This is a genomic window from Rhodococcus sp. BH4 (genome assembly GCF_002079265.1).
In the GTDB taxonomy this organism is placed as follows: domain Bacteria; phylum Actinomycetota; class Actinomycetes; order Mycobacteriales; family Mycobacteriaceae; genus Rhodococcus_F; species Rhodococcus_F qingshengii.
The window spans coordinates 5,512,854-5,534,757 of the sequence record NZ_CP014941.1 but is presented as its reverse complement, the minus strand read 5'-3'; the positions used below and the strand labels follow the sequence as shown (position 1 = coordinate 5,534,757).

General features: G+C 63.0%; 24 protein-coding genes. 11 read left to right on the top strand and 13 right to left on the bottom strand.

Features of this window, described 5'->3' with window-relative positions; translation table 11 throughout:
* Positions 1 to 36 precede the first annotated feature (36 nt).
* Both A0W34_RS25620 and A0W34_RS25615 read right to left on the bottom strand, forming a co-directional pair.
* A complete protein-coding gene (locus A0W34_RS25620; protein ID WP_007729982.1) occupies positions 37 to 603 on the bottom strand; it encodes a nucleotidyltransferase family protein in 567 nt (188 codons plus the stop codon).
* A gap of 2 nt (positions 604 to 605) precedes the next feature.
* On the bottom strand, positions 606 to 1,448 hold the full coding sequence (locus A0W34_RS25615) for an alpha/beta hydrolase (protein WP_019745522.1): 843 nt from the start codon (positions 1,446 to 1,448) through the stop codon (positions 606 to 608).
* Positions 1,449 to 1,594: 146 nt separating this feature from the next.
* Between A0W34_RS25615 and A0W34_RS25610 the strand changes: the two genes are divergently transcribed.
* Positions 1,595 to 2,704 (top strand): DUF6670 family protein, encoded by a 1,110-nt coding sequence (locus tag A0W34_RS25610; RefSeq protein ID WP_081558485.1) that lies wholly within the window; start codon positions 1,595 to 1,597, stop codon positions 2,702 to 2,704.
* Positions 2,705 to 2,722: 18 nt separating this feature from the next.
* Complete coding sequence (locus tag A0W34_RS25605) at positions 2,723 to 3,298, top strand: hypothetical protein (RefSeq protein WP_064073890.1); 576 nt, start codon at positions 2,723 to 2,725, stop codon at positions 3,296 to 3,298.
* On the opposite strand, the gene A0W34_RS25600 is transcribed toward A0W34_RS25605, so the two are convergent.
* Positions 3,281 to 3,925 (bottom strand): formylglycine-generating enzyme family protein, encoded by a 645-nt coding sequence (locus A0W34_RS25600; protein ID WP_063316032.1) that lies wholly within the window; start codon positions 3,923 to 3,925, stop codon positions 3,281 to 3,283. The genes A0W34_RS25605 and A0W34_RS25600 overlap by 18 nt on opposite strands.
* Before the next feature lie 26 nt (positions 3,926 to 3,951).
* Positions 3,952 to 5,472, bottom strand: a complete 1,521-nt coding sequence (locus tag A0W34_RS25595; RefSeq protein ID WP_232329926.1) for a PucR family transcriptional regulator — start codon at positions 5,470 to 5,472, stop codon at positions 3,952 to 3,954.
* 175 nt (positions 5,473 to 5,647) lie between these two features.
* Here A0W34_RS25595 and A0W34_RS25590 point away from each other — a divergent pair, with 175 nt between their 5' ends.
* Both A0W34_RS25590 and codB read left to right on the top strand, forming a co-directional pair.
* Positions 5,648 to 6,112, top strand: coding sequence for a nucleoside deaminase (locus A0W34_RS25590; protein ID WP_003940577.1), 465 nt, complete (start codon positions 5,648 to 5,650; stop codon positions 6,110 to 6,112).
* Positions 6,109 to 7,440, top strand: a complete 1,332-nt coding sequence (gene codB / locus A0W34_RS25585; RefSeq protein ID WP_081558483.1) for a cytosine permease — start codon at positions 6,109 to 6,111, stop codon at positions 7,438 to 7,440. The genes A0W34_RS25590 and codB overlap by 4 nt, the downstream gene beginning before the upstream one ends.
* Positions 7,441 to 7,534: 94 nt before the next feature.
* On the opposite strand, the gene A0W34_RS25580 is transcribed toward codB, so the two are convergent.
* Positions 7,535 to 8,386: a mechanosensitive ion channel family protein gene (locus A0W34_RS25580; protein WP_007729990.1), complete on the bottom strand. Its 852-nt coding sequence runs from the start codon at positions 8,384 to 8,386 to the stop codon at positions 7,535 to 7,537.
* 80 nt (positions 8,387 to 8,466) lie between these two features.
* Between A0W34_RS25580 and A0W34_RS25575 the strand changes: the two genes are divergently transcribed.
* The 4 genes from A0W34_RS25575 (at position 8,467) to A0W34_RS25560 (ending at position 12,194) form a co-directional block, all read left to right on the top strand.
* Positions 8,467 to 9,105: a DUF2461 domain-containing protein gene (locus A0W34_RS25575; RefSeq protein WP_003939783.1), complete on the top strand. Its 639-nt coding sequence runs from the start codon at positions 8,467 to 8,469 to the stop codon at positions 9,103 to 9,105.
* A gap of 428 nt (positions 9,106 to 9,533) precedes the next feature.
* The gene (locus A0W34_RS25570; RefSeq protein WP_081558482.1) at positions 9,534 to 10,526 is read left to right on the top strand and encodes an ABC transporter substrate-binding protein; all 993 of its coding nucleotides are present in this window, start codon (positions 9,534 to 9,536) and stop codon (positions 10,524 to 10,526) included.
* A gap of 83 nt (positions 10,527 to 10,609) precedes the next feature.
* Complete coding sequence (locus tag A0W34_RS25565; RefSeq protein ID WP_081558481.1) at positions 10,610 to 11,395, top strand: alpha/beta fold hydrolase; 786 nt, start codon at positions 10,610 to 10,612, stop codon at positions 11,393 to 11,395.
* 70 nt (positions 11,396 to 11,465) lie between these two features.
* Positions 11,466 to 12,194, top strand: a complete 729-nt coding sequence (locus A0W34_RS25560) for a Clp protease N-terminal domain-containing protein (RefSeq protein WP_081558480.1) — start codon at positions 11,466 to 11,468, stop codon at positions 12,192 to 12,194.
* A 69-nt stretch (positions 12,195 to 12,263) separates the two neighbouring features.
* Here A0W34_RS25560 and A0W34_RS25555 read toward each other — a convergent pair whose 3' ends face one another.
* Entirely contained in the window at positions 12,264 to 12,467 is a 204-nt protein-coding gene (locus A0W34_RS25555) for a cold-shock protein (RefSeq protein WP_003939930.1), read from the bottom strand.
* A 346-nt stretch (positions 12,468 to 12,813) separates the two neighbouring features.
* Here A0W34_RS25555 and A0W34_RS25550 point away from each other — a divergent pair, with 346 nt between their 5' ends.
* Together A0W34_RS25550 and A0W34_RS25545 are read left to right on the top strand one after the other, a co-directional pair.
* Entirely contained in the window at positions 12,814 to 13,863 is a 1,050-nt protein-coding gene (locus tag A0W34_RS25550; protein WP_223304582.1) for an ABC transporter substrate-binding protein, read from the top strand.
* A gap of 46 nt (positions 13,864 to 13,909) precedes the next feature.
* Positions 13,910 to 14,629, top strand: coding sequence for a dienelactone hydrolase family protein (locus tag A0W34_RS25545; RefSeq protein WP_058226622.1), 720 nt, complete (start codon positions 13,910 to 13,912; stop codon positions 14,627 to 14,629).
* Here A0W34_RS25545 and A0W34_RS25540 read toward each other — a convergent pair whose 3' ends face one another.
* Entirely contained in the window at positions 14,630 to 15,355 is a 726-nt protein-coding gene (locus A0W34_RS25540) for an SDR family NAD(P)-dependent oxidoreductase (protein WP_058226621.1), read from the bottom strand. It abuts the gene before it with no gap.
* Positions 15,356 to 15,427: 72 nt separating this feature from the next.
* On the opposite strand from A0W34_RS25540, the gene A0W34_RS25535 reads away from it, so the two are divergent.
* Positions 15,428 to 15,967 carry a MarR family winged helix-turn-helix transcriptional regulator gene (locus tag A0W34_RS25535; protein ID WP_232329925.1) on the top strand — a complete coding sequence of 180 codons (540 nt, stop codon included), beginning with the start codon at positions 15,428 to 15,430 and terminating at the stop codon, positions 15,965 to 15,967.
* Here the strand turns inward: A0W34_RS25535 and A0W34_RS25530 are convergent, their stop codons facing one another.
* Genes A0W34_RS25530 through pcaH form a run of 6 tightly spaced genes read right to left on the bottom strand, consistent with a single transcriptional unit; the run spans position 15,968 to position 21,895 of the window.
* The gene (locus A0W34_RS25530) at positions 15,968 to 17,179 is read right to left on the bottom strand and encodes an acetyl-CoA C-acetyltransferase (RefSeq protein ID WP_030536550.1); all 1,212 of its coding nucleotides are present in this window, start codon (positions 17,177 to 17,179) and stop codon (positions 15,968 to 15,970) included. It abuts the gene before it with no gap.
* 24 nt (positions 17,180 to 17,203) lie between these two features.
* A complete protein-coding gene (locus A0W34_RS25525; RefSeq protein ID WP_007730008.1) occupies positions 17,204 to 18,028 on the bottom strand; it encodes an IclR family transcriptional regulator domain-containing protein in 825 nt (274 codons plus the stop codon).
* Positions 18,025 to 19,206 carry a bifunctional 3-oxoadipate enol-lactonase/4-carboxymuconolactone decarboxylase PcaDC gene (pcaDC, locus tag A0W34_RS25520; RefSeq protein WP_063315726.1) on the bottom strand — a complete coding sequence of 394 codons (1,182 nt, stop codon included), beginning with the start codon at positions 19,204 to 19,206 and terminating at the stop codon, positions 18,025 to 18,027. Before pcaDC ends, A0W34_RS25525 begins: the two co-directional genes overlap by 4 nt.
* Positions 19,203 to 20,531 (bottom strand): 3-carboxy-cis,cis-muconate cycloisomerase, encoded by a 1,329-nt coding sequence (gene pcaB, locus A0W34_RS25515; RefSeq protein WP_081558478.1) that lies wholly within the window; start codon positions 20,529 to 20,531, stop codon positions 19,203 to 19,205. The genes pcaDC and pcaB overlap by 4 nt, the downstream gene beginning before the upstream one ends.
* 10 nt (positions 20,532 to 20,541) lie before the next feature.
* Positions 20,542 to 21,183 carry a protocatechuate 3,4-dioxygenase subunit alpha gene (pcaG, locus tag A0W34_RS25510; RefSeq protein WP_081558477.1) on the bottom strand — a complete coding sequence of 214 codons (642 nt, stop codon included), beginning with the start codon at positions 21,181 to 21,183 and terminating at the stop codon, positions 20,542 to 20,544.
* On the bottom strand, positions 21,176 to 21,895 hold the full coding sequence (gene pcaH, locus A0W34_RS25505; RefSeq protein WP_007730015.1) for a protocatechuate 3,4-dioxygenase subunit beta: 720 nt from the start codon (positions 21,893 to 21,895) through the stop codon (positions 21,176 to 21,178). The genes pcaG and pcaH overlap by 8 nt, the downstream gene beginning before the upstream one ends.
* Between the last annotated feature and the right edge of the window lie 9 nt (positions 21,896 to 21,904).

Sequence of the window (21,904 nt, the reverse complement as noted above, 5' to 3'; positions counted from 1 at the left end):
CGGACACCCACCACCTGGGAGGATTGTGACGTGCGATCAGGCTTCGGGATAGTCGACGTCGACGCCGCTGCTGAGGTCGCTGCACTCCACCAACTCGACCCCGTGTTCGCGTAGGTAGGTGTTGGCGCCGCCGTCCCCGGTGAGTGACTTTGCAAGCGTCGGCCAGTGGTCGCGTCCGATCAGGACGGGATGGCCGGGTCTTCCGTGAAAGACAGCTCTTCGCAGTATGTTTCGTGATGGGGAAATCTGACCCACGATCCGCGTCACGGTGTCGGCGTTGAGGTCCGGGACGTCGACCAGAGAGATCGCTGCCGCATCTGCGTCGTCGATTCGCATGGCGGCTTCGAGTCCGCAGCGCAGTGACGCGCTCATTCCGTGTTGCCAATCCGATATCACCACAATGACATCGGTGGTGGGCAGTAGTTCGAGGGCGTCCTCTGCCTGCGCGCCGAGCACCACGATGACCGGTGAGAGGCCTGCGGACTGCAGTGTCGTCACCCCGTGGTGGAGCCAAGACTGACCCTCGGTGTTTGTGACGAGCGCTTTGGGTTTGCCCATGCGGGATCCGGCCCCGGCCGCCAGCAGGATCCCGCACGTAGACATGACTATGCTCCGGTGACCCGCGGACGCAGCCACTCGATCAGATCGTTCAGAACTTCTTCCTGCTCAGGCTCGTTGAAGATCTCGTGGTACAGGCCGTCGTACACCTTCAAGGTGACATCCGAAGAGCCGGCCAGATCTGCGACGAGCTTGCTGCCGGCCGGGTCCGTCAAACGGTCGTCCGAGCCGTGTTGAAGCAGTACGGGAATGGTGAGCGAGGGCAGGCGCGCCGGGAAGCCTTCCGCGGCGGTGATCATGCCGCGCGCGATGCCGGCGGGAACCTTGCCGTGGTGAACCAGCGGGTCGGCGTTGTACTTGTCGACGACCTTCTGATCACGCGATACGGCAGCAGCTTCCAGGTTCTCGACGGGCACGTCCGGGAGGTATTTGCCGACGATCTTGCCCAGCTGCATCACGATCTTCGGAGTGCCGGTTGCGATGATCACCGCAGGTCCGGACAGGGCGAGGGCTTTGAGATCGGCCTGATGGTCGAGGGCGTAGGAAAGGGCGATCGCGCCGCCCATGCTGTGCCCGAGCAGGAACTTGTCCTTGCCGGGATGTGCCGCCGTCACGATCGAGAACAACGTGTGGACGTCGTCGGTGAAGTCGGAGAATTCCTTGAGGTGAACGCGCTTGCCGCCAGAGCGTCCGTGCCCGCGATGGTCGGGTGCGTACACGATGAGCCCGAGTTCCCCGAGCCGCGCAGCAACATGGTCGTAGCGCCTCGCGTGTTCGCCGAGTCCGTGGCACAGGACGAGAACCCCGGTGGGTTCGCGGTCCGGTGTCCACACGTCGTAGACGATCTTGGTGCCGGCCACTCCGGTGAACGACGACTCTTCGTGCTGCATTGTTGCGCCCTCTCTGCGACCGGTTCCGGTACGCGGATTCTCACATGCTATTCGCCGCGTGCGCAGGGCGCGGGTGTTCAGGGTGTGAGGTCGTCGAGGAAAATTCGACACTTGTTTGTTACGTCTGGTTACATTAACTTAGGGGCGTGACCGGACAAACCGTTGATCGTTCCGACCCTGTTCCCGCCACCCGCTCGCGCCGATTGTGGCGACCCGCGGTTCGGGCCTTGCTGGACGGCGCGCTACCGCTGATCGACAAGCGAATGGCGGAATCGGTACGCCCGTTCGATCGGCCCGACATGATGCGTCCGCACCTGGCTTCGCGGAAGTTTGCGTGGACGCACTACGGGATCTTCGTTCCCCGGCTGCCAGGGCCTCTCCGTTACCTCAACACCATGACGTTGATCGGTGCAACCGGGACGGTGGTGTTCGACAACGACTATCTCGCTGCACCAGACGCGCGAAACACCGCAACCGTGCTGAGTTCCACCTCAGCGCCGGGCCATCACTTCTACCGGGCGTACGACGCTGCCGATGAGTGTGCATTCGAAGAAGATGGTTCGCGAATCGCCTTCGGTGACAACCTGATCATCGAGAACAGCTATCCGAACTTCCGTGTCACCGGGCGATACGACTCATTCGACGTCGATCTCGAGATCGTGGCAACGGACCAAGCGTCGTGGTTCGTGCGTAATCCCGTCTACGACCACGTCAGTCTGCTGGCACAGTGCTCCGGAACAATTGCGAGTCCGGATGGACCGGTGAGTATTTCGGCTCCGTGCACCGTCGAGTACGCGCGGTGCATGACACCGCAATCGTTGACTCGCCGCGCGCTTCCCGAGTCGTGGAAGCTCCCGGCCGACTTTTTCACCTACCAGATCGTTCAACTGGACGACCGGCATCAGTTGTTGCTCACCGATGTTCGAGCGTTAGGGGTTACGGCGTGCAAGCTCGCCTACATTCGGACTGTCGACGGTAGTGCGAAGGTCTTCGACGACGTCGAGTTCGACGTGCTCGAGTACGCCGACGCATTGCACGTCGACCCACAGGGTCGCGAGATGCGTGTGCCGCGCGTACTGCGTTGGCAGGTACGCGATCACGGCAGGACGGTCGTGGAGTTCGAGGCCGAGATCGACTCGGAGTGGCGCTACGGTCACGGCAAGGGATACGTCGGCGCGTATACCTACCGGGGAAGCTTCGACGGTGCGTCGATCAACGGCACCGGTTACATCGAATGGGTGGACTGCGAAGTGTAAGGCCCCTAGGGTGTATCGGTGCCTTTCGTAGACCCCGCCGCGCTGACGATTCGTCCGCAGAAGATCCTTGTCGCGGGGACTTCCGGTGCCGGAAAGACGACTCTCGCCGGTCGAATCGGGCGGCTTCTCGAGATCGAACACACTGAGCTGGACTCGCTGTTCCACGGGCCCGGCTGGATTCCGCTCGACAGTTTCGAAACCGAAGTACGACGCTTTTCCAGCGAGCCGGCCTGGGTGACCGAGTGGCAGTACGGTGCGGTGCGTCGACTTCTGGCCGAGCGTGCGGACCTGATGCTGTGGTTGGATCTGCCTCGGCGGACGGTGATGCGCCAGGTGATCACACGAACCGTGCGTCGGCGATTGCAGCGAGAGGTGTTGTGGAATCGCAACATGGAGCCGCCGCTGCATACCATTCTGTTCGATCCGGATCACGTGGTGCGCTGGGCCTGGCGAACCGACGGACGCAACGAGGAGCGAATGGCCACGGTTCTTGTCGATGTGCCGTCGTTGCCGATAGTTAGGCTTCGCAGTCGAGAAGAGATCGAGGCTGTGCTCGAAGTCCTCGGCCGTCTGCCCTCAGATCGTCTGAGCTAGGCGAAATCCCAAGTCGTCGATAGCAAACGTCGGGTGGCTTCGCCTCCTTACGGTAGCGCCGCAACCGCGCTCACTTTCGGCCCAACTGCCGCCGCGGAAGATCCGGTACGTGCCGTAAACCTCGGGGTCGTAGAGATCCCAGCACCATTCCCAGACATTGCCGATCATGTCGTACAGGCCCCAGTTGTTGGGTGTCTTGGTTCCGACGGGATGCGCTCTACCCTCTGAATTGTCGCTGTACCAGGCAATCTCGTCGATCTCGCCGTAGCGGTAGCCGGAGGTGCCGGCCTTGCATGCGTACTGCCACTCGGCCTCGGTGGCGAGCCGGTAGCCAGTTGCGCCCCGGTCCCACTGCGGAGAATCGGTGTCGACGTCTCGATATGCGGGTGTCAGACCGTCCGCGGCCGAAAGTGTGTTGCAGGTTGCGATGGCGTCCTTCCATGAAAGGTCGACCGCTGGTTTGCTCGAATCGTCCGACGAATCTCCGTGAAGCAGCGCCCTGGTGGTGAGATGGCTTGCGAGGCGGAAGGATTCGACTTTCGAGGTCCACGACGTACCTTTGCGGTCGTCCCGAAGGTGCACCTCGCCGGCAGGGATCTCGATCATCAACTCCGCTGCTCCGGTCATTCGTTCATCATCGCAGAGGTTGTCGCTCACCCGGGGAGACGCTCGAACGCTGCTTGTGGATCAAGGCCGGTGCGCATGCGCCATGCGGTCAGCGCAAGCCCGAGGCAGACCACCTGTGCCGGATCGTCGAGGGAAACACCCATCAGCTTCTCGATACGCGTGAGCCGTGCATAAAGCGACTGACGCCGAATGCCGAGGAAATCCGCGGTTCTCGCCTTGCCGCCCCGATGTGCGAGGTACGCGTCGAGCGTTCGGACGAGGTCGGCGGAATGTGCTGTGTCGTATGCGATCAGCGAACCGAGTTGCTCGGTTACGAACACGGACAGCGAAGCGGGTGTCGTTCCGGCGGCGAGCAGTCGTTGGACGCCGACGTCCCTCGCGAGGATCACTCCGGTCCGGGAGCCGAAGCGCCGCGCGATCTGGACGACTTCGCGAGCTTGCGCGACCGCAGCCCCGACGCCCGACAGATCCGCGACCGGCGTCGCCACTCCGAGCGTGCGTACCGCGGAACCGCCCGGCCCGCGGCGTAGCAGCTCGTCGGCTTCGGTGAACGCAGTCCGCACTCGAGCGGGGGATGCGGACGCCCACCCATGCGCGAGCACGATGACGTGATTGGCCGCAGTCCCGACGACACAGGAGCCGAGCACGGCCCGCACGGCGTCGCGTACTTGGTCAGCGAGCTCTCGAACCGGGGTTTGCCGATCGATGTCGACAGCGGCGACGAGGACGTGGTGCCCCTCCGACAACGGCGTCCACCCGGCCGCTGTCAGTCGCTCGGACAAGTCGCCGTGCGATGTGAGCACACCGCCCACCACGTCGGTGATCACCGATTGGGCGAGTGACTGTCTTGGGCCGAGATCGCCGTGACGGCCGAGTTCCAGAGCTACCGCGACGGCGGCGCAGTTTGCGACGGCGGTTCGGCGTGTGGTTGCCGGCCCGCACAGGACAAGTCGACCGAGTGAGTTCGTCGGGCCGCGTACGTCGTGGATAGTGCGTTCGGTCTCGGATCGCTCTGCGCCGGTTGTGCTGCGCTCGACGGTTCTGCCATCCGCGTCGAGCAGATCGACGCCGCACCCCGCGAGTCGTGACACTTTGTCGAGCAGCGCAGTCATGCCCTGGCCTGCAACCACGAGACTCAGAAGTTCTTGCCAGACAGGCTCGCCCGCTTGCGCCGAACCGAGAGTGCGGCGGAGCATGAGGTCGTGAAAGTCTTCGACCATCCGCTCGAAGGGCACTACTGCGTGCAGGGCCAAGAACGCGAGTCCCCGTCGGCGCGAAGCTTCGACGAGTTCGGGAGGGGCCGTGAGGAACGAGCGCCCGACTTCCATCACGAGTGCGACGCATCCCGCGTCCGCCAATTGGTCGATGTAGGCGGTGAGCTGCTCGGGAGACCGCCCGTGGAGACCGAGGCCCGTGGTCAGAAGGACCTCACCTCCGGACAGCAGCCCACCCATCTCGTACACCTCGGACGAATGGACCCAGCGGACCACCGCGGTATCGATGTCGCCCGCGAGCACCTCGATTGCGGCGGCCTTGAACGAGGGCATCGCAAGAACTTGTCGCAGAGTCGGGAGCATTTCTATATCGTCCGCCGAGGGGGCACTTCGTCATAGAGCTAGTTCTGCCGAACTGACAGGTTGTCCCTTGTCGGGCTGTTACCACCGTGGTCGGATTGTGACACGAGCCACAATCGACGATTTTGGTCAGACTCCAGGAGCGCACATGAATCATCCGGCACACACCGATGAGTATTTTCTCGGACTTGCGATCGAACAGGCGAAGATCGGTTGGGAGGAGGGCGGCGTGCCGATCGGCGCGGCGCTGATTCACCGCGGCGAGGTTCTCGCAGTCGGACGTAACCGTCGGGTCCAGATGAACAGCGCCATCCGTCATGGAGAGACCGACTGCATCGAGCGCGCCGGACGACTGCCGGCCTCGGTGTATCGCGAGTGTGTCCTCTACACGACTTTGTCGCCGTGCTTCATGTGCGCCGGAACGGCGCGCCTGTACGAGATCCCGCGAATCGTGGTCGGCGAAAATCGTTCCTTCGAGGCATCGGAGGAATGGTTGCGCAGCAGCGGAATTCAGGTCGACGTCGTCGACGACGCGGAGTGTGTGGCACTGATGGACCGCATGCTGGCCGAGCGCCCGAGCCTGTGGCTCGAAGACATCGGCGAAGTTGTATGAGCAGCGCCGTCGAACCTGCCACGGTCGCAGGCGATTCGGAGTGCCCAGGCCACCCGGTCGATCCTGACTATCCCGTCACTCCGGTTCCGCTTCATGCACGAAAGCCGTTCTTCTCGCTCGCGGTGGTGTTGTTGGGGTTCACCATCTTCACGCCGACGATGTTGGCCGGAGCAGCGCTCGGTACCGCGTTCTCGTTCTGGAAACTGATGGTGGTGATCGCCGCCGGATCCGCCATCTTGGGAGTCTACGTCGCCATGATGGGGTTCGTCGGAGCCCGAACCGGACTGACTACAGTTGTGATGGCGCGCTACAGTTTCGGCACTCGCGGGTCCAAGCTCGCTTCGATCCTGCTGGGCGGTACTCAGATCGGCTGGTACGGAGTCATCATCGGCACGATCGGTGATCTCACCGCGCAGGCATTGGGCTGGGAGTCCTATCTCGCGCGGGCGTCGGTGATGATCGCGGCGAGCATCTTGATGTGCGTCACCGCCTGCTACGGCTACCGCGGAATGTATTGGGTCTCGCTCGTCTCGACGCCCTTGATCCTGGCGTTGGCCTGCTGGGTCGTATTCCGGTCCCTCGAGGAAGTCGGTGGGTTCTCCGGCCTGGTCTCGGTTCAACCGCAGACGACCATGACGATCGCGCTCGCAATCACCACTGTGGTCGGCACGTTTGTATCGGCGGGAACGCAAGCGCCCAACTGGACCAGGTTTGCCCGTTCCGGATCACAAGCGGTGTGGGCCTGCGTTATCGGGTTCCTCCTCGGAAACGGATTGATGATCCTGTTCGGTGCCATCGGAGCTATCACGTTCCACGAGGGTGACTTCGTGTTGATCCTCTACAACCTCGGGCTTGTCGGCTGGGGCCTGGTCTTGCTGTTCGGAAACCTCTGGAAGAGCAACGCAGACACCGCATACGCATTCGGAGTGGCCGGTGCCGAACTGTTCAGAAAGCCCCGCAAGACCCCGTTCGTCATCGGTGGATGTGTGATCGGCACGGCGCTCGCTCTGACCGGTGTGCACAACCATCTGGTCGACTACCTGAGCCTGCTCGGAACTTTCATCCCGCCATTGGGCGGCGTGATCATCGCTGACTTCCTGTGCCGGTGGCGGCGAGGCATCCCCGAGGGGTACACCCCGCAGCCGGTCCACTGGCGAAACCTGGCCGTCTATGCCGTCGCAGCGTTCCTCGCTTGGCTTTCCGGTGAGTTCGAGGTGGGAATCCCGCCGCTGATCGGAATCGTGGTAGCCATTGCACTGACGATGTTCCTGCACAAGGCGTTTGGCAACAGATCGGCAGATCGGGAGGTCTCGACCTCCACCGTCTGAATCATGCTTCAGGCACCAGCGAGCCCCCGGCGGTATCGACCGCGCCGGGGGCTCGCGTAATTGATGGAAAGGGTAGACGATTCCGTCTCAACCGTCAGCGCAGAACAGGCAGGTAAGGTGCCTCGATTCCCTGCTCTTCGAACGCAGTCAGCGCCGAGCGTGCAAATGCGCGCTGGACTGCCCATTGGCGCCCAGGCTTGACCTGCGCCGTCACTCGAATGGTAATTGCCTCGGCAGTAACCGAATTGACTCCCAGCATCTCCGGCTTGTCGATCATGTCCGCCCTGATCGGTTCGGACTCTGCCGCCTCGAGGACAGCTCGCGTCGCCACCTCACACGCTTTGTGCACGTTCGCATTGTGGGCGATCGGGAGATCGAGAACTGCAGTGGCGTAACCCTGACTCATGTTACCCACTCGCAGGATTTCGCCGTTGCGGCAATACCACAAGGTGCCGTTGACATCTCGAATCGTGGTGACGCGCAGGCCCACTGTTTCGACGGTGCCGACCGCGTCGCCGAGATCGACGACGTCGCCGACACCGTACTGATCCTCGAGCAACATGAAGATGCCGGAGAGGAAGTCACGCACCAGGTTTTGTGCACCGAAACCGATGGCAAGGCCGATGACGCCGGCGGATGCGATGAACGGCGCGACGTTGATCCCGAGGATGCCGAGAATCTGCAGCACACACCAGACCAGGATGACGATGGACACCGTCGATTTGAGTACCGAACCGATGGTCCGGGCTCGCTGCGATCTGCGCTCGTTCACCTTGGCGTTCGGAGACTTGCGAGGCTTCGACATTCGATCGATCCCGCGGTGCAGTGCGAAGCGCAGAACGACTGCGAGTGCCACGTAGATCGCGATCTCGACGGGTCGGTGAATCAACCAGTCTCGGTTGGTATCGGTCAGTTCCCATGCTTGTATTTCGGAAATCATCTCCATACAGTCTACGGATTCGGGCCGATCCGGGCATCGGTGCAGGGCAGACGGTCCAAAGCCGAACAGGCAGCTAGGCTTACGCCATGGCTGCGTTCACTGGCATACCCGTTGCTGCACTCGATTTCTACGAAGACCTGGAAGCCGACAACAGCAAGACCTGGTGGGCAGCGCACAAGGAGACGTACGACGAAGTGGTTCGTCGTCCGATGGCGTCGTTGACCGCGGCGTTGGAGGACGAATTCGGCACGGCCAAGCTCTTTCGGCCGTATCGTGACGTTCGATTCTCGAAGGACAAGATCCCGTACAAGACGCACCAGGGAGCGTTCGTCGGTCTCGCCGAGAGCTGCGGCTACTACGTGCAGATCGACGCGGCAGGGTTGATGGTGGCCGGTGGTTTCTACGCCAGCAGTTCGGAGACCATCGCGCGTTATCGTGCGGCTGTCGACGACGACGTTCGAGGGCCGGAGCTCGAGAAGATCCTGGCCTCCGTCGAGAAGGCCGGATTCACGATCGGCGGCGACAAGCTCAAGACGGCGCCTCGCGGATACACGGTCGATCACCCGCGGATCGAATTGCTGCGTCACAAGTCGCTGACTGCTGGTCGTAGTTACCCAAGCCCGTCGTGGCTGGACAGCGCCAGGACATTGAAGGAAGTTCGCACAGCGTGGCGCGCACTGACGCCTTTGGTCGAATGGTCCGGACAGGTGCTCGGACCGAACTGACCGTCCGACAGAAAAGTGTGACGTAGCCGTAGGAGAGTTCACCTCGAGTTCATCGAAACTCGAGACGCCTGGGGCTAGCGTGGTGTGTGTAACCGAAAGTTTCGGCCCCGCTTCGAGTCGCAGCGCCGCAGTTCGAAGCCATTTTCTCTCGATCGACATCGTGAACAACCCGTGTCAGTGGAGACCATCATGGCTATGTTTCTCGCTCTCGTTCTGATCATCTCGGTCCTCGGAATCGTCGGCACCTACCTCGCGTTCAGTGCGGTCTACTTCGTCGAGATGCGCAAACTCGACAAGTAAGGGGTGCGAATTGGCCTGATTCGACTATTTCTGGGCCGATCGCGACGACCCTCCCTGCGTACGCTGTTAGGGCATCCTTATCCGCTCGCAACAGTGGATGATTCATTTCTTTTGGAGGTTCGACACGCATGCCCGCTCAATCCACGCTCTTGCTTCCCGAGGGCTACTCCGACAACCGCCTCGTTTCGGACCTCACACGTCGGCAGTTCGGCTTCGGTGCCGGGATCGCCGGGCTGGGCGCGTTCCTGGCGGCCTGCGGTGACAGCGGGAGCAGTTCGGGTGAAACCGAAATGCTTTCTGTGACGACACCTCTCGGAACGTACGACATTCCTGTCAATCCGAAGAGGGTTGTCGCGATCGACTCGCGGCTCGATCTGGAACCTGCTGTAGCTCTGGAACTTCCGCTCGTCGGCTACACGTACGCCCAGGCGACACCGTGGGTGCCTATCGATTCGTCGGTACCGTTCCTGTCGGAGATCCCCAACCGCGAGCAGATCTTGGCGCTCGAGCCCGACCTGATCGTGTGCCTGAACTACGAGAGCGAGTGGTGGCCGGTGGCCGAGATGTCCACCATCGCACCGGTTTTGACGACAGAGTTCACCGACGACTGGCGCACAAACCTCTCGCGGTTGTCGGGCTGGCTCGGTCGAACGGCCACACTCGATCGATTGACGCTCGACTACGACAATCTGATTTCCGACATCCGCAGTCGTCATGCCGAGAAGATTGCGTCCAAGACCGTCGCCAGTGTCTCGTTCATGCCGGACACGAACACGCTGTACGTCACGAGCATCCGTACCTCCGAGAAGGGCGACAAGCCCAGCGACATGACGCTCGGCGACATCGGTGGCAAAACCGCCACCTCGGAGGGGCTCGATCCCGAGGGCGGCGTCAGCCTCGAAGGCCTCGACGTGCTGGCCGGCGTCGACGGCTTCATGATCACCGAGAACGAGGACAGTGCCGCGTACCAGGCATTGGTGGCGAGCAAGCTGTGGCAGCGACTCCCGGCAGTGCAGGCGGGCAACGTCACCAGTCTGGGTGGCTCCACGTTCTACGGTTCGATCTACACGATTTCGTACGTGGCACAGGGTTGGGATGCCCTGTACAACAAGATCAGCTGAAGCCTCTGCCGACCGGACCGATGAGTTTAGGTAACGCGGGCGGTCTAATCAGGTAGGCATTGACCAGACCTGAGGAGATCGACGTGCAAACAGAGCAATCCCCAGCGGTAGTGCAATCCCGCGACGGTACGACCATCGCATACGAACGCTCCGGTGCCGGACCAGCAGTGGTCCTGGTCGCCGGAGCGTTCTGCGACCGCGGATGGTTCGATTCCCTGGCTGCAGAGTTGGCGGCGGACTTCACGGTGTATTCGTACGACAGGCGCGGACGCGGGGACAGCGGTGACAGTCGCGCGTTCTCGATCGACGCCGAGGTGGAGGACTTGCGGGCGGTCGTCGCTGCCACCGGTGAAACACCGCTCGTTTACGGATTGTCGTCGGGTGCCGCGCTGGCTTTGGAGGCCGCTGCGCAGGCCGTTCCGATGCGTAAGCTCGCCGTCTACGAGGCGCCGTACATGGACGACGACCAGCGTGACGAGACTGCCCAAAGTGACCTGGAGCGATTGATTGCGGGCGGCGACAGGGAAGGTGCTGTGACGCGTTTTCTGGATCTGACCGGTGCATCCGCGGAGATGGTCGACGAGATCAAGCGGAGTGCCGATTGGCCCGACATGTGCGCCATCGCGCACACCTTGCCTTACGACGTCGCGGTGTGTGATCACGGCTGTCAGTCGCTCGACTGGCTTGCCTCCATTACCGTCCCTACATTGGTCATGTACGGCGGTAACAGTGGTCAATGGGCACCTGCCTCGGCGACGAGAATCGCTGCAAAAGTCTCGGGGACAAAGACTTTGGAGATCCCCGGTCAGGGTCACGGCGTTGCCGACGACGCTATTGTCCCGGCTCTGCGTGAGTTCTTTTCCGGCTAATCGCTGTGCGGCGAAAACGATCGTCAACCTAGGGTTGACGTTTTCGATTGCGTCAACCTATGGTTGACGCATGAGCAAGCCAGTGGAAATGACCAACAAGGTTCGACTCGACGACCTCATCGACGCGATCAAGAAGGTGCACACCGATGCTCTCGACCAACTCTCCGACGCCGTGATTGCCGCTGATCATCTCGGTGAAGTTGCAGATCACCTGATCGGTCACTTCGTCGACCAGGCGCGCAGGTCGGGAGCGTCGTGGACGGAGATCGGCGCGAGCATGGGTGTCTCGAAGCAGGCTGCGCAGAAGCGTTTTGTTCCCAAGGCGCCGAGTGATCAGAAGCCGATGGATCCGAACGAAGGGTTCAACCGGTTCACTCCCCGGGCGAAGAACGTCGTCATGGCCTCGCAGAACGAAGCCCGCGCCGCCGGTAACGCAGAGATCCGGCCGGAGCACCTGCTCCTGGGGCTCGTCGAGGAGCCTGCCGGGTTGGCTGCGAAGGCGATAGTGGCGCAGGGGGTGGAGCTCGGATCCGTCCGAGCTGCAGTGGCCGGTGTACTACCGGCTCCGACTTCCGAACTACCAGAACTCATTCCGTACGACGCTCGTGCGCGCAAGGTCCTGGAACTGACGTTCCGTGAGGCTCTTCGCCTGGGCCACAACTACATCGGAACCGAGCACATCCTGCTCGCACTGCTCGAACTCGAAGACGGATCAGGTGTTCTGGCTGATCTCGGAATCTCGAAGTCGGTGGCGGAGTCGAACATCGTTGGAGCGTTGGCCGTCATTCAGGATCAGTGATTCAGAGGTGAATCCGATGCAGAAGAGGGCCGCACCCTTGCGGGTGCGGCCCTCTTCTTGTGTCACTGATCAGACAGCGCGCACATTGGTGGCCTGAGGACCCTTCTGGCCCTGGCCAACCTCGAACTCCACACGCTGGTTCTCGTCGAGCGACTTGTAGCCGTTGCCCGAGATTTCAGAGTAATGAACGAACACGTCCGGTGTTCCGTCGTCGGGAGCGATGAAACCAAAGCCCTTTTCGCCGTTGAACCACTTCACGATGCCCTGTGCCATACCGATACTCCCTACAAACTCGATCCGGGCCCTCACATCGAAGTCCCGATCTCGATATGTCTATCCTCCCACGCCGCGCAAGTCGAACGGTGGGCGACGTGCAAAAGACGGTAATTCGGAAGCTTTCGAGGAGGGAATGGCAACTGATCTTCGACTGATTTTCGACGCTGGAGCGACCCGATCGCAGAAGGCAGGGACTGGTGGCTCGCCCAACTGCCTGCGGTGATAGATCAGCGGGAATGTACTTGTCCGCTCGAGAACGGTCCATTTTTATCGCTCCGATCTCTCGGAATCGCAAACGTAGGAACCCTATGGAAGATGAGGGTGGGCTAACCTCTCTTTCGCTGTGCCCTCGGCGCGCGCAGCAGTCGCCGAGAAGGAGAGTGCATACATGTACGGAACGATTTGTGAATCCACGACGTCTGAACTTGTGGACCAGCTCAGTCGCCGCGGGTTCTTCGGGGTCGGCGCACTGGCGGCGGCCGCCATCCTTGCGGGGTGTTCGACTACATCAGATGCTTCTGATGCCGGCGAACAACGTGAGGTGATCAATGCGCTCGGAACCACCACGATCTCGGGAAAGCCGGAAAGGATCGTTGTTGCCAGCGACTTCACGGATCTGGAATTCCTGCTCTCGCTCGGCGTTCACCCAGTCGCCTACGGCAACACAGGATCGTGGGACCGCGGTTCACTGCCTTGGCAGAGCACCGCGGGAATAGCCGACCTCGAAAGCTTCGGCACCACAGGCGAAATCAACCCGGAAATCATCGCGCGCTACTCGCCGGACCTCATCATCGGAATGAAGACTTATCTCGAACCTGCAGCCGAGAGGCTCAGTCAGATCGCTCCGGTCATCGCGCTGGACTGGACCACCTCGTGGCGTGACGGCGTCGCCACGGTCGGGCAGGCCGCATTTGTCGACGAGGCTGCTGCTGCAGCGATCGCCCGGACCGACGCTCTGATCTCCGACACCGCAGCTTCCCTGAACGGCTTGGGTGGCAAGACGATCATGATCGGCTCGATGTACGGCGATCAGTTGTATGTGCAGGGGGATGCCAGTGCGCCCGGGGTTCTGCTGCGCGAACTCGGACTCGACTATCGCGGATACAACGCCGAGCAGATGACTGCGCTGTCGATGGAGCAGGCGGAGGTACTCGCACCCGCAGACATTTTGCTCAGCCTCGCTTCTGATCAGGAAGCGACGACGAGGTTGGAGAACTTCGCAGTTTTCCAGAACCTCCCCGCGGTGAAGGCGCGAGCCTATGCGCCGGTCGAACTTCTGCTCTCGAATGCCTTTGTCGACAATTTCGGTCCACTGAGCGCGCCGTACGCCTTGCCGCAGCTCGCCGAGGTCTTGACCGGGCTTGCGGCGGGCCAGGGAAAACAACTCCCCTGACCTCGCTTCTGAGCGTACGGACCCTGCGTCGGCCTAGCATCGAAACATGGTGGACATAGATCTGACGGGCCGCGCCGCAGTAGTCGGCGGATCACAACCGCTGCGAGCGATACTCGAAACCCCCACTACCCCCGGCCCGTGGCCGGGGGTAGTGATGATTCACGAGGCCTTCGGGCTCGAGGAGGTGATGCAGCGGCAAGCCAAGCGGCTGGCCGCTGCGGGATTCCTGACGCTCGCTGTCGACCTCTACAGCGCGGGCGGGGCGAAGCGGTGCCTAGTGCCCACCATGACGTCGATGCTTCGAGGACACGGCAAGGCGTTCACCGACATCGAAGTCGCTCGCAGTTGGCTGGTGGAATCCCGGGACTGCACCGGAAAGATCGGTGTCATCGGATTCTGCATGGGCGGCGGCTTCGCGCTGGTCAGCGCCGGAGATTTCGACGCTGCCTCGGTCAATTACGGTCAGCTTCCACGCAAACTCGATGAGGCCGTGGTGGATGCGTGCCCGATCGTCGGGAGTTTCGGAGGCAAGGACTTTTCGCTCCGGGGTGCTGCAGCGAAGCTGGAGACGGCGCTCAGCAATGCCGGTATCGAGAACGACGTCAAGGAGTACCCCACCGCCGGCCACGCGTTCCTCAACGACGCGGAGGCCGGACCCAAGGTGCTTCGTCCTTTGGAGCGCATTCTCGGAATCGGTCCCGATCCTGTTGCAGCACAGGATGCCTGGAAGCGAATCGACTCGTTCTTCGAGCGCCACCTGGCGTGATCAGCGACTGGTTCTCTCGCCGCCGTTGACTGCCAATACCTGACCGGTGATCTGCCGGGCACCCGGTGAGGCCAAGAAATGGACGGCTGATGCGATGTCGTCCGGGGTTCCGGCGCGCTTGGTGCTGGTGGATTCGATCAGCATCGCGCGACGCTCGTCCGTCAGAAAGTCCCGGAAGAACTCGGTGTCGGCGATGTAACCGGGGGAGACGATGTTCGCGGTGATGCCTTCTGGGCCCAGTTCGGCGGCCAGATCGATATTCCACGTGGCAACTGCTGCTTTGGCAGCGCCGTACGCTCCAGCTCCCTTGTCGGCGGCAATCGATCCGATGGTGATGACGGCACCGCCACTGGGGATTCGATCTCGAACTGCTGCTGTGGTCAACACTGCCGAGATCAGATTGGAGTCCAGATTGGCCCGCCACCCGGCGGCCAGGGATTCCAGATCTGACGGCGCTTCGCGATCGAAGTCCGTGTTGCCGCCGGCGCAGTGCACCACGACGTCGATGGTTCCCGGAAGTGAATCCTGCAGCCGCTTCAGGTCTTTCGGGTCGGAGTTGTCACACGTCAAGGCGTGAACATTATCGCCCAACTCCTCCGCGGTCTTTTCGAGTGTTTCCGTGCGTCGGCCGGTGACAAAAACTGTGTCTCCGTCTCGGGCGAACGCCGCTGCAACTGCGCGTCCGATCCCTGTTCCGCCGCCGGTTACCAGAACTGTGCGTGTCATGCCTACCTCCGTGAGCTACGTTTAGACCTATACGAAGAACGTATCATTTAGAGCTAAACGAGGTGTGCAGTGGTGGGCGACTACAACCCGGACGACGCGGTGGACGCGGTCGCGTTGGCCTGGCTTCGCGAAAGGCCGGGCACGCCGGTAGAGGGCATCGGCATCGTGACCAGGCTGTGGATGTGCGCCAAGCTGCTCGGTGAGGATCGCCGACGGGTACTCGCCTCGGCCGGTGCGGACACCGCGACGCTGGACCTGCTCAGTGTCCTGCGGCGATCCGGCGAGCCGTATCAGTTGACGACTCGCCAGATCACCGAGCAGACCGGAGTCACGGCCGGTGCGATCTCGCAGCGACTCGCGCGCGCGGAGAATGCGGGTCTGGTGGAGAGGTCTTCCGCCGCGGAAGGGTCACGAATAGTGCTCGTGACCCTCACTGCCGCCGGTCACGAACTGGTGGAGCAATTGGTGGACCGAGTCCTCGGCCGTGAAGCCGGACTGACGTCGATTCTCACCGAGCAGCAGCAGGCCGAACTCACCGACCTGCTGCGTGTCTTTCTCGACGGCCTACGCGGCGAACTCGGTGACTCCGGCGTCCCGCACGTCGGGGCTTGATCAGGACAGGCGCTCGAAGACCGCAGCCAGGCCCTGCCCGCCGCCGATGCACATCGTCTCGAGGCCGTAACGCGCTTCGCGACGGTCCATCTCGCGCAACAGGGTGGCCAGGATTCGTCCACCCGTAGCTCCGACCGGATGTCCGAGGGAGATGCCGGAGCCGTTGGGGTTGATGCGTGGGTCGTCGGCCTCGAGATTCCAGCTCTGCAGGACTGCAAGTGCTTGTGCCGCAAAGGCTTCGTTGAGTTCGATGACGTCCATGTCCGCCAGGGTCAATCCGAGGCGGCCGAGTGCCTTCTCCGACGCCGGTACGGGGCCGATGCCCATGGTGCGCGGCGGAACGCCCGCAACGCTCCAACTCGCGAGGCGTGCGAGCGGTCGCAGTCCGAGGGTACGAGCTTTGTCGGCGGTGGTGACGATCGCCAGTGCTGCGCCGTCGTTCTGACCGCTGGCATTACCTGCAGTCACGGTGGAGTCGGGGTCGATCTTTGCGCGCATGGGACGAAGGCGCGCAAGCGATTCCATCGAGGTGTCGGCGCGTGGATGCTCGTCGGTGTCGACGAGCAGGGCCTCGCCCTTGCGCTGCGGAACGGATACCGGAACGATTTCTTCGGCGAAGACGCCGTTCTTCTGTGCGGCGACTGCACGCTGATGGGATTGAACCGCGAGTGCATCTTGATCCTCGCGGCTGATGGAGAACTCGGCGCGCAGGTTCTCTGCCGTTTCGATCATTCCGCCGGGAACCGGGAAGTCACGTCCGCCGGCTGTGACGCGGGCCCGCGCGAGACGATCGCTGAGCGCAACTCCTTCACCCTTGACGCCCCAACGCATTCCGGTTGCGTAGAACTCGGCCTGGCTCATCGACTCGGCACCGCCCGCGAGGACCAGGTCACTGCCACCGGACTGAACCTGCATGACGGCCTGGATGACTGCCTGTAATCCCGACCCGCACCGGCGATCCACCTGCATGCCGGGAACATCGATGCCCAGACCCGCGTTGAGCGCCGCGATGCGTCCGATCGCCGGAGCCTCACCGTTCGGCGAAGCCTGGCCGAGAATGACGTCGTCGATCTCCGCGCCGGAAATGCCGGTACGCGTGACGAGTTCGGTGATCAGCGTCGAGGCGAGATCTTCCGGGGCTACGTCACGGAAGACACCGCCGAAGCGGCCGACAGGGGTACGGAGCGGTTCACAGATGACAACGTCAGGCATTGGTTCTTCCTTGGGTCTGCTCGGTCAGCGGGTGGCAGCCGAGTGATTGTTGGACGACTGAGTACGTCCGAGATCGACGGAGATGGCGTCCGCGGTGGCGACTGCGGCCGGAACCAGTTCACCGCGAACAGCTTCGGCGCTGTAGCGGGCGGCTTGGGTGGAGATGTTGACGGCCGCGACCACGTCACCGGTCGCGTCCCGGATGGGTGCGGCGAGCGAGCGCAGACCCTCTTCGAGTTCCTGATCGACAATCGCGAACCCGTCGGCGCGAATCTTCTCGAGTTCGGCACGCAGTCCGTCGGCGGTGGAGATGGTCTTGCCGGTCAGGCGGGCGAAGGACACTCGGGCGAGGTAGGCGTCCAGTGCGTCGTCCGGCAAGCCTGCGAGCAGAACTCGACCCATGGATGTGGCGTACGCGGGAAAGCGCGTGCCGATGGTGATGGACACCGTCATGATGCGGCTGACCGGAACACGAGCCACGTACACGACGTCGTCACCGTCGAGGATCGACACGGACGTGGATTCACGGACCTTGGCGGACAAGGCTTCCAGATGCGGCCCGGCGATCTCGGGAAGGGACAGACTGGAGAGGTAGCTGTAGCCGAGTTCGAGGACACGGGGCGTCAACCAGAACACCGAACCGTCAGTACGTACGTATTCGAGTTCGACGAGTGTGAGCAGGAAGCGGCGAGCGGTCGCACGCGTGAGATCGGTGTGCCTGGCAACCTCGCTGAGGGTGCGACGCGGGTGCTCACCGTCGAAAGCCTTGATGACGGAAAGCCCACGGGCCAGCGACTGCACGTAGTCCGGGGACGGTCCCGGCGCCTGCTCGCTGCTGTTCTCACTCATGTTGTCTCGTTCTCCTCAGGTTCGGCCGAGAGGTCCGCGAGTGCTTGCTTTCCCAGCGCAAAAGCCAAGTTGCTGTTCGGCACACCCGCGTAGACCGCGGTATGGAGAAATACTTCCACGAGTTCGTCGGGATCGATCCCGGCACGCAGCGCAGCGCGAATGTGCATGTCGAGTTCGTGTTCGTTGCCGACGGCGGTGAGGATCGCGAGAGTGAGGAGCCTGCGGGTGTGGTGATCGAGGCCGGGGCGCGACCAGATGTCACCCCACGCCGTGCGAGTGATGAAGTCCTGGAAAGGGGCGGTGAACTCGGTGGCACCGGCAATGGAACGGTCGACGTGGGCGTCGCCGAGCACCTGGCGTCGTACGGTCATGCCGGCCGACACCGCGGCGCTACGTTGGGCGAGCGCAGATGTGTGCGAGGCAATATGCGTTGCAAGTAGTTTGGTGACGCGCCCGGCTTGTTCGACGTTGGCCAGGTGTGCGCCCGGATCGACCACGTGCAGTACCGCATCGGCGATGCCGTCGGCGATCGCGCTCAACGTCGACGGAGGCGTCGCCGGATCCTGCTCGCCAGCGATGAGGAGCGTCGGAGCGACGATGCGGGCCAGGTCGTTGCGGCCGTCCCACGTCGAAAGCGCCTCGCAGCAGGCGGCATAGCCCTCGTCGGGTGTGGCTTCGACCATCGCGACGTGACGGGCGACAAGCTCCGGATCGTTCTCGGCCAGTCCCGGCGTGAACCAGCGTCCGACGACGGCGGCCGCGATGGATGCAATACCGTCCGCACGGACAGCCCGAGCACGATCGATCCACGGTTGAGCCGGGGCGAACTGCGAGGACGTGCACATCAATGTCAACGTCTCGACGCGAGTGGGGTGGTGCGCGGCGATCCATTGGCTGACAGCGCCGCCGAGGGAGAGCCCGACGAGATGTACGGACTCGAGTTCGAGCGAATCGAGGAGAGCGATGACATCGCCGGCGAGATCGGCAATTGAGTAGGGGCCCGTAGGCACCGGTGACTTGCCGTGGCCGCGATGGTCGACGGCGATGACGCGGTAGCGATTCGACAGCGCGTGAATCTGCGGCTGCCACATGGACAGATCGGATCCGAGTGAACCCAGGAGAACCACTGCCGGGGCATCGAGATTGCCGGTCTGTTGAAAGTTGAGCGCGACGCTCATCGAGATCCTCCTGTGGGGCGTTCGGCGAGGGCGCGGTCGACCAGATCGGTGGCGTGGCCCAGATAGTGTGCGGGGTCGAGTAGTTCGGCGATCTCGGTTTCGCTCAGGTGCTCTGCGATGGCGGGATCACGATCCAATCTGGTTCCGGAAGTGGCTGCCGCGGTGACGATGTCGCGCGCTCGATCAGTGTGTGCGGACAGGGCCTTGGTGACACGCTCGGCGAGAATCAGGCCACCGGTGATGTCGAGATTGCGAGCCATCGACTCGGTGTGTACTTGCAGGCCGGTGAGGCTCACGGAAAGCTGGTGCGCCGCTCCGCCTGCCAGACGCAGGAGATCGGTGACGGTTTCCCACTCGGCGTGCCAGGGGCCTGCGGCGCGAGCGAATTCGTGATCCATGTTCGACAGGGCTGTGGCCACCAGCGCGGGAGCACGTCGCGCTGCCGCGCGGGCGGTGATCGCGGCAACCGGATTCTGCTTGTGCGGCATGGCCGATGAGCCGCCCGGAGCGCTCTCGGCAACCTCGGACAGTTCGGTGGACGCCATGACGGTGATGTCGGTGGCGGGCTTGGAAACGGCGCCGGCGACGATACCGAGTGTGGTCGCGAGTTCTGCGATGGTCACGCGGTCGGTGTGCCAGGGAGCAACCTGCCTGGCCAGGCCGAGTTCGTCTGCCAGTGCATCGGCGATCCTGAGCCCGTCGGGATACAACGCAGCGAGTGTTCCTGCGGCTCCGCCGAATTGAACCGGCAACGTGGACAGCACGATCTCGAGGCGAATCGCTGCGGCGTCGAGTGCGGTGAACCAACTCGATGCCAGTAGCCCGAAGGTGGTCGGAAGTGCTTGTTGTCCCAGGGTTCTCGCGACCATAGGAGTAGAGCGATGGAGGCGGGCGAGGTGGGCGGCGGAATCGGCGGCGCGCGTCAGGTCGGCAAGAACGACCGCGCCCGCGCGTCGCGTCAACAGCATGAGAGCATCATCCATGATGTCCTGGCTGGTGGCTCCCGGATGCACCACGGAGGCAGGCACACCTTCCTGTCCGACCCTTTCGCGCAGCATCTTCACCAGCGGAATGACGGGATTTCCGCCGGCGGCCGACGCGCGGCCGAGCGCCACGATGTCCAGACCGCCCGGTTGTGAGAGTTCGGCCGCGGCAGCAGCCACCGCGGCGCAGTGTTCCCCGTCCGCCAATCCGACTGTGGCCATCGCACAACTCAGCGCGGCTTCCACGTCGAGCAACGCGGTGACCCACGCCTGGTCGGACAGGTGTTCCGCTACTCGGGTGGCCCCGAACACCGGATCGAACAGTGCGCCGCGAGTGGGCATGTGTACTCCTCTACAGTTCGAAGAAGGGCGTCTCGACGCCGTTCGCGTCCTCGTCCTGAACATAGACCGTCCAGGAGTACCCACCGTCGACCTTGGTTGCAACCAGCTTCGCGCGTTCGGTTTCGCTCAGTGAGGACAGCACCGGATCTGTTGCGTGTGCGTCGGTGTCCTCGGGGAAGTACAAGCGGGTGACCAGGCGGTCGAGCATGCCGCGAGCGAAGACCGACACGTTCACGTGTGGGGCCTCGTTCGCATCCGTTTCAGTGGGCTGCGCACCGGGCTTGACAGTGTGGACCAGTGCAGTGCCCGTGGGATCCGCTGCGCTGCGGGCGCATCCGCGAAAACCAGCCGGAGTGAGCTCCACTGCGCCACGGGGATCGTCCGGATGGTTGAAGCGTCCGAGCGTATCGGCCTGCCATGTTTCGATCATCGCGTCGGCGACGGGTGTACGGGCGCCGTCGATCACCGTGATGGCCAGCGTGATTCGTCCGGGGGCATCGGCGGGAGCGGCGTCGGGGCCGTCCGTCCAGGGGAGGCCGATGTGCCAGTACGGCCCGACGGTCTGAGAGGGCGTGACACCGAAGGGGGCGGTGGTGAAGTCGCCGGGGACGACCGGATAAGTGGGTGCGGGCTTCGCGGTGTGATCAGTCATCGTGGTCTTCCTCGTTCTCGAATACGGAGGCGTTACGGCCGCGCAGGACGATGTCGAAGCGGAACCCGAGAGCCCAGTTGGGGACTGTGGCGTCGTAGTCGAAGACGCTGACCATGCGGTGACGTGCTGCTTCGGGTACCGCGTTGTAGATCGGGTCCTGGAAGAACATCGGATCGTCGGGGAAGTACATCTGCGTCACGAGGCGCTGCGTGAATGCCGTGCCGAACAGCGAGAAATGGATGTGTGCCGGTCGCCAGGCGTTGTCGTGGTTCATCCACGGGTAGGCGCCCGGCTTGATCGTGGTGAAGCTGTAGTGGCCGTTCGCGTCGGTGACGCAGCGACCCAGGCCGTTGAAGAACGGATCCAGCGGCGCGGGCCAGTTGTCGCCGGTGTGGCGGTAGCGTCCACCGGCGTTGGCCTGCCACACCTCGAGCAGTGTGTGGGGGACGGGTTTTCCGTCGCCGTCGAGTACGCGGCCGTGAACGACGATGCGCTGTCCCTGTGCTTCGCCGCCGTTGGCAATGGTCAGGTCGTTTTCGCCGGCGCCGACGCGATCTTCGCCGAATACCGGCCCGGTGAGCTCCGTGAGCCGCTGGGGGAGCAGCTTCAGCGGCTGCTTCGGGTGGCGAAGGGAAGTCGTCTTGTAGTCCGCGAAATCGGCCGGGGCGTTGACGCCAGTCGGCCGCTGGTACCTCGGCGGTAGATGCAGCATAGGGAACCT

Coding starts and splice junctions, on each gene's coding strand:
- A0W34_RS25620 (WP_007729982.1), bottom strand. CDS start 603: ATGTCTACGTGCGGGATCCTGCTGGCGGCCGGGGCCGGATCCCGCATG.
- A0W34_RS25615 (WP_019745522.1), bottom strand. CDS start 1,448: ATGCAGCACGAAGAGTCGTCGTTCACCGGAGTGGCCGGCACCAAGATC.
- A0W34_RS25600 (WP_063316032.1), bottom strand. CDS start 3,925: ATGACCGGAGCAGCGGAGTTGATGATCGAGATCCCTGCCGGCGAGGTG.
- A0W34_RS25595 (WP_232329926.1), bottom strand. CDS start 5,472: ATGCCCTCGTTCAAGGCCGCCGCAATCGAGGTGCTCGCGGGCGACATC.
- A0W34_RS25590 (WP_003940577.1), top strand. CDS start 5,648: ATGAATCATCCGGCACACACCGATGAGTATTTTCTCGGACTTGCGATC.
- codB (WP_081558483.1), top strand. CDS start 6,109: ATGAGCAGCGCCGTCGAACCTGCCACGGTCGCAGGCGATTCGGAGTGC.
- A0W34_RS25580 (WP_007729990.1), bottom strand. CDS start 8,386: ATGGAGATGATTTCCGAAATACAAGCATGGGAACTGACCGATACCAAC.
- A0W34_RS25575 (WP_003939783.1), top strand. CDS start 8,467: ATGGCTGCGTTCACTGGCATACCCGTTGCTGCACTCGATTTCTACGAA.
- A0W34_RS25570 (WP_081558482.1), top strand. CDS start 9,534: ATGCCCGCTCAATCCACGCTCTTGCTTCCCGAGGGCTACTCCGACAAC.
- A0W34_RS25560 (WP_081558480.1), top strand. CDS start 11,466: ATGAGCAAGCCAGTGGAAATGACCAACAAGGTTCGACTCGACGACCTC.
- A0W34_RS25555 (WP_003939930.1), bottom strand. CDS start 12,467: ATGGCACAGGGCATCGTGAAGTGGTTCAACGGCGAAAAGGGCTTTGGT.
- A0W34_RS25545 (WP_058226622.1), top strand. CDS start 13,910: ATGGTGGACATAGATCTGACGGGCCGCGCCGCAGTAGTCGGCGGATCA.
- A0W34_RS25540 (WP_058226621.1), bottom strand. CDS start 15,355: ATGACACGCACAGTTCTGGTAACCGGCGGCGGAACAGGGATCGGACGC.
- A0W34_RS25530 (WP_030536550.1), bottom strand. CDS start 17,179: ATGCCTGACGTTGTCATCTGTGAACCGCTCCGTACCCCTGTCGGCCGC.
- A0W34_RS25525 (WP_007730008.1), bottom strand. CDS start 18,028: ATGAGTGAGAACAGCAGCGAGCAGGCGCCGGGACCGTCCCCGGACTAC.
- pcaDC (WP_063315726.1), bottom strand. CDS start 19,206: ATGAGCGTCGCGCTCAACTTTCAACAGACCGGCAATCTCGATGCCCCG.
- pcaB (WP_081558478.1), bottom strand. CDS start 20,531: ATGCCCACTCGCGGCGCACTGTTCGATCCGGTGTTCGGGGCCACCCGA.
- pcaG (WP_081558477.1), bottom strand. CDS start 21,183: ATGACTGATCACACCGCGAAGCCCGCACCCACTTATCCGGTCGTCCCC.
- pcaH (WP_007730015.1), bottom strand. CDS start 21,895: ATGCTGCATCTACCGCCGAGGTACCAGCGGCCGACTGGCGTCAACGCC.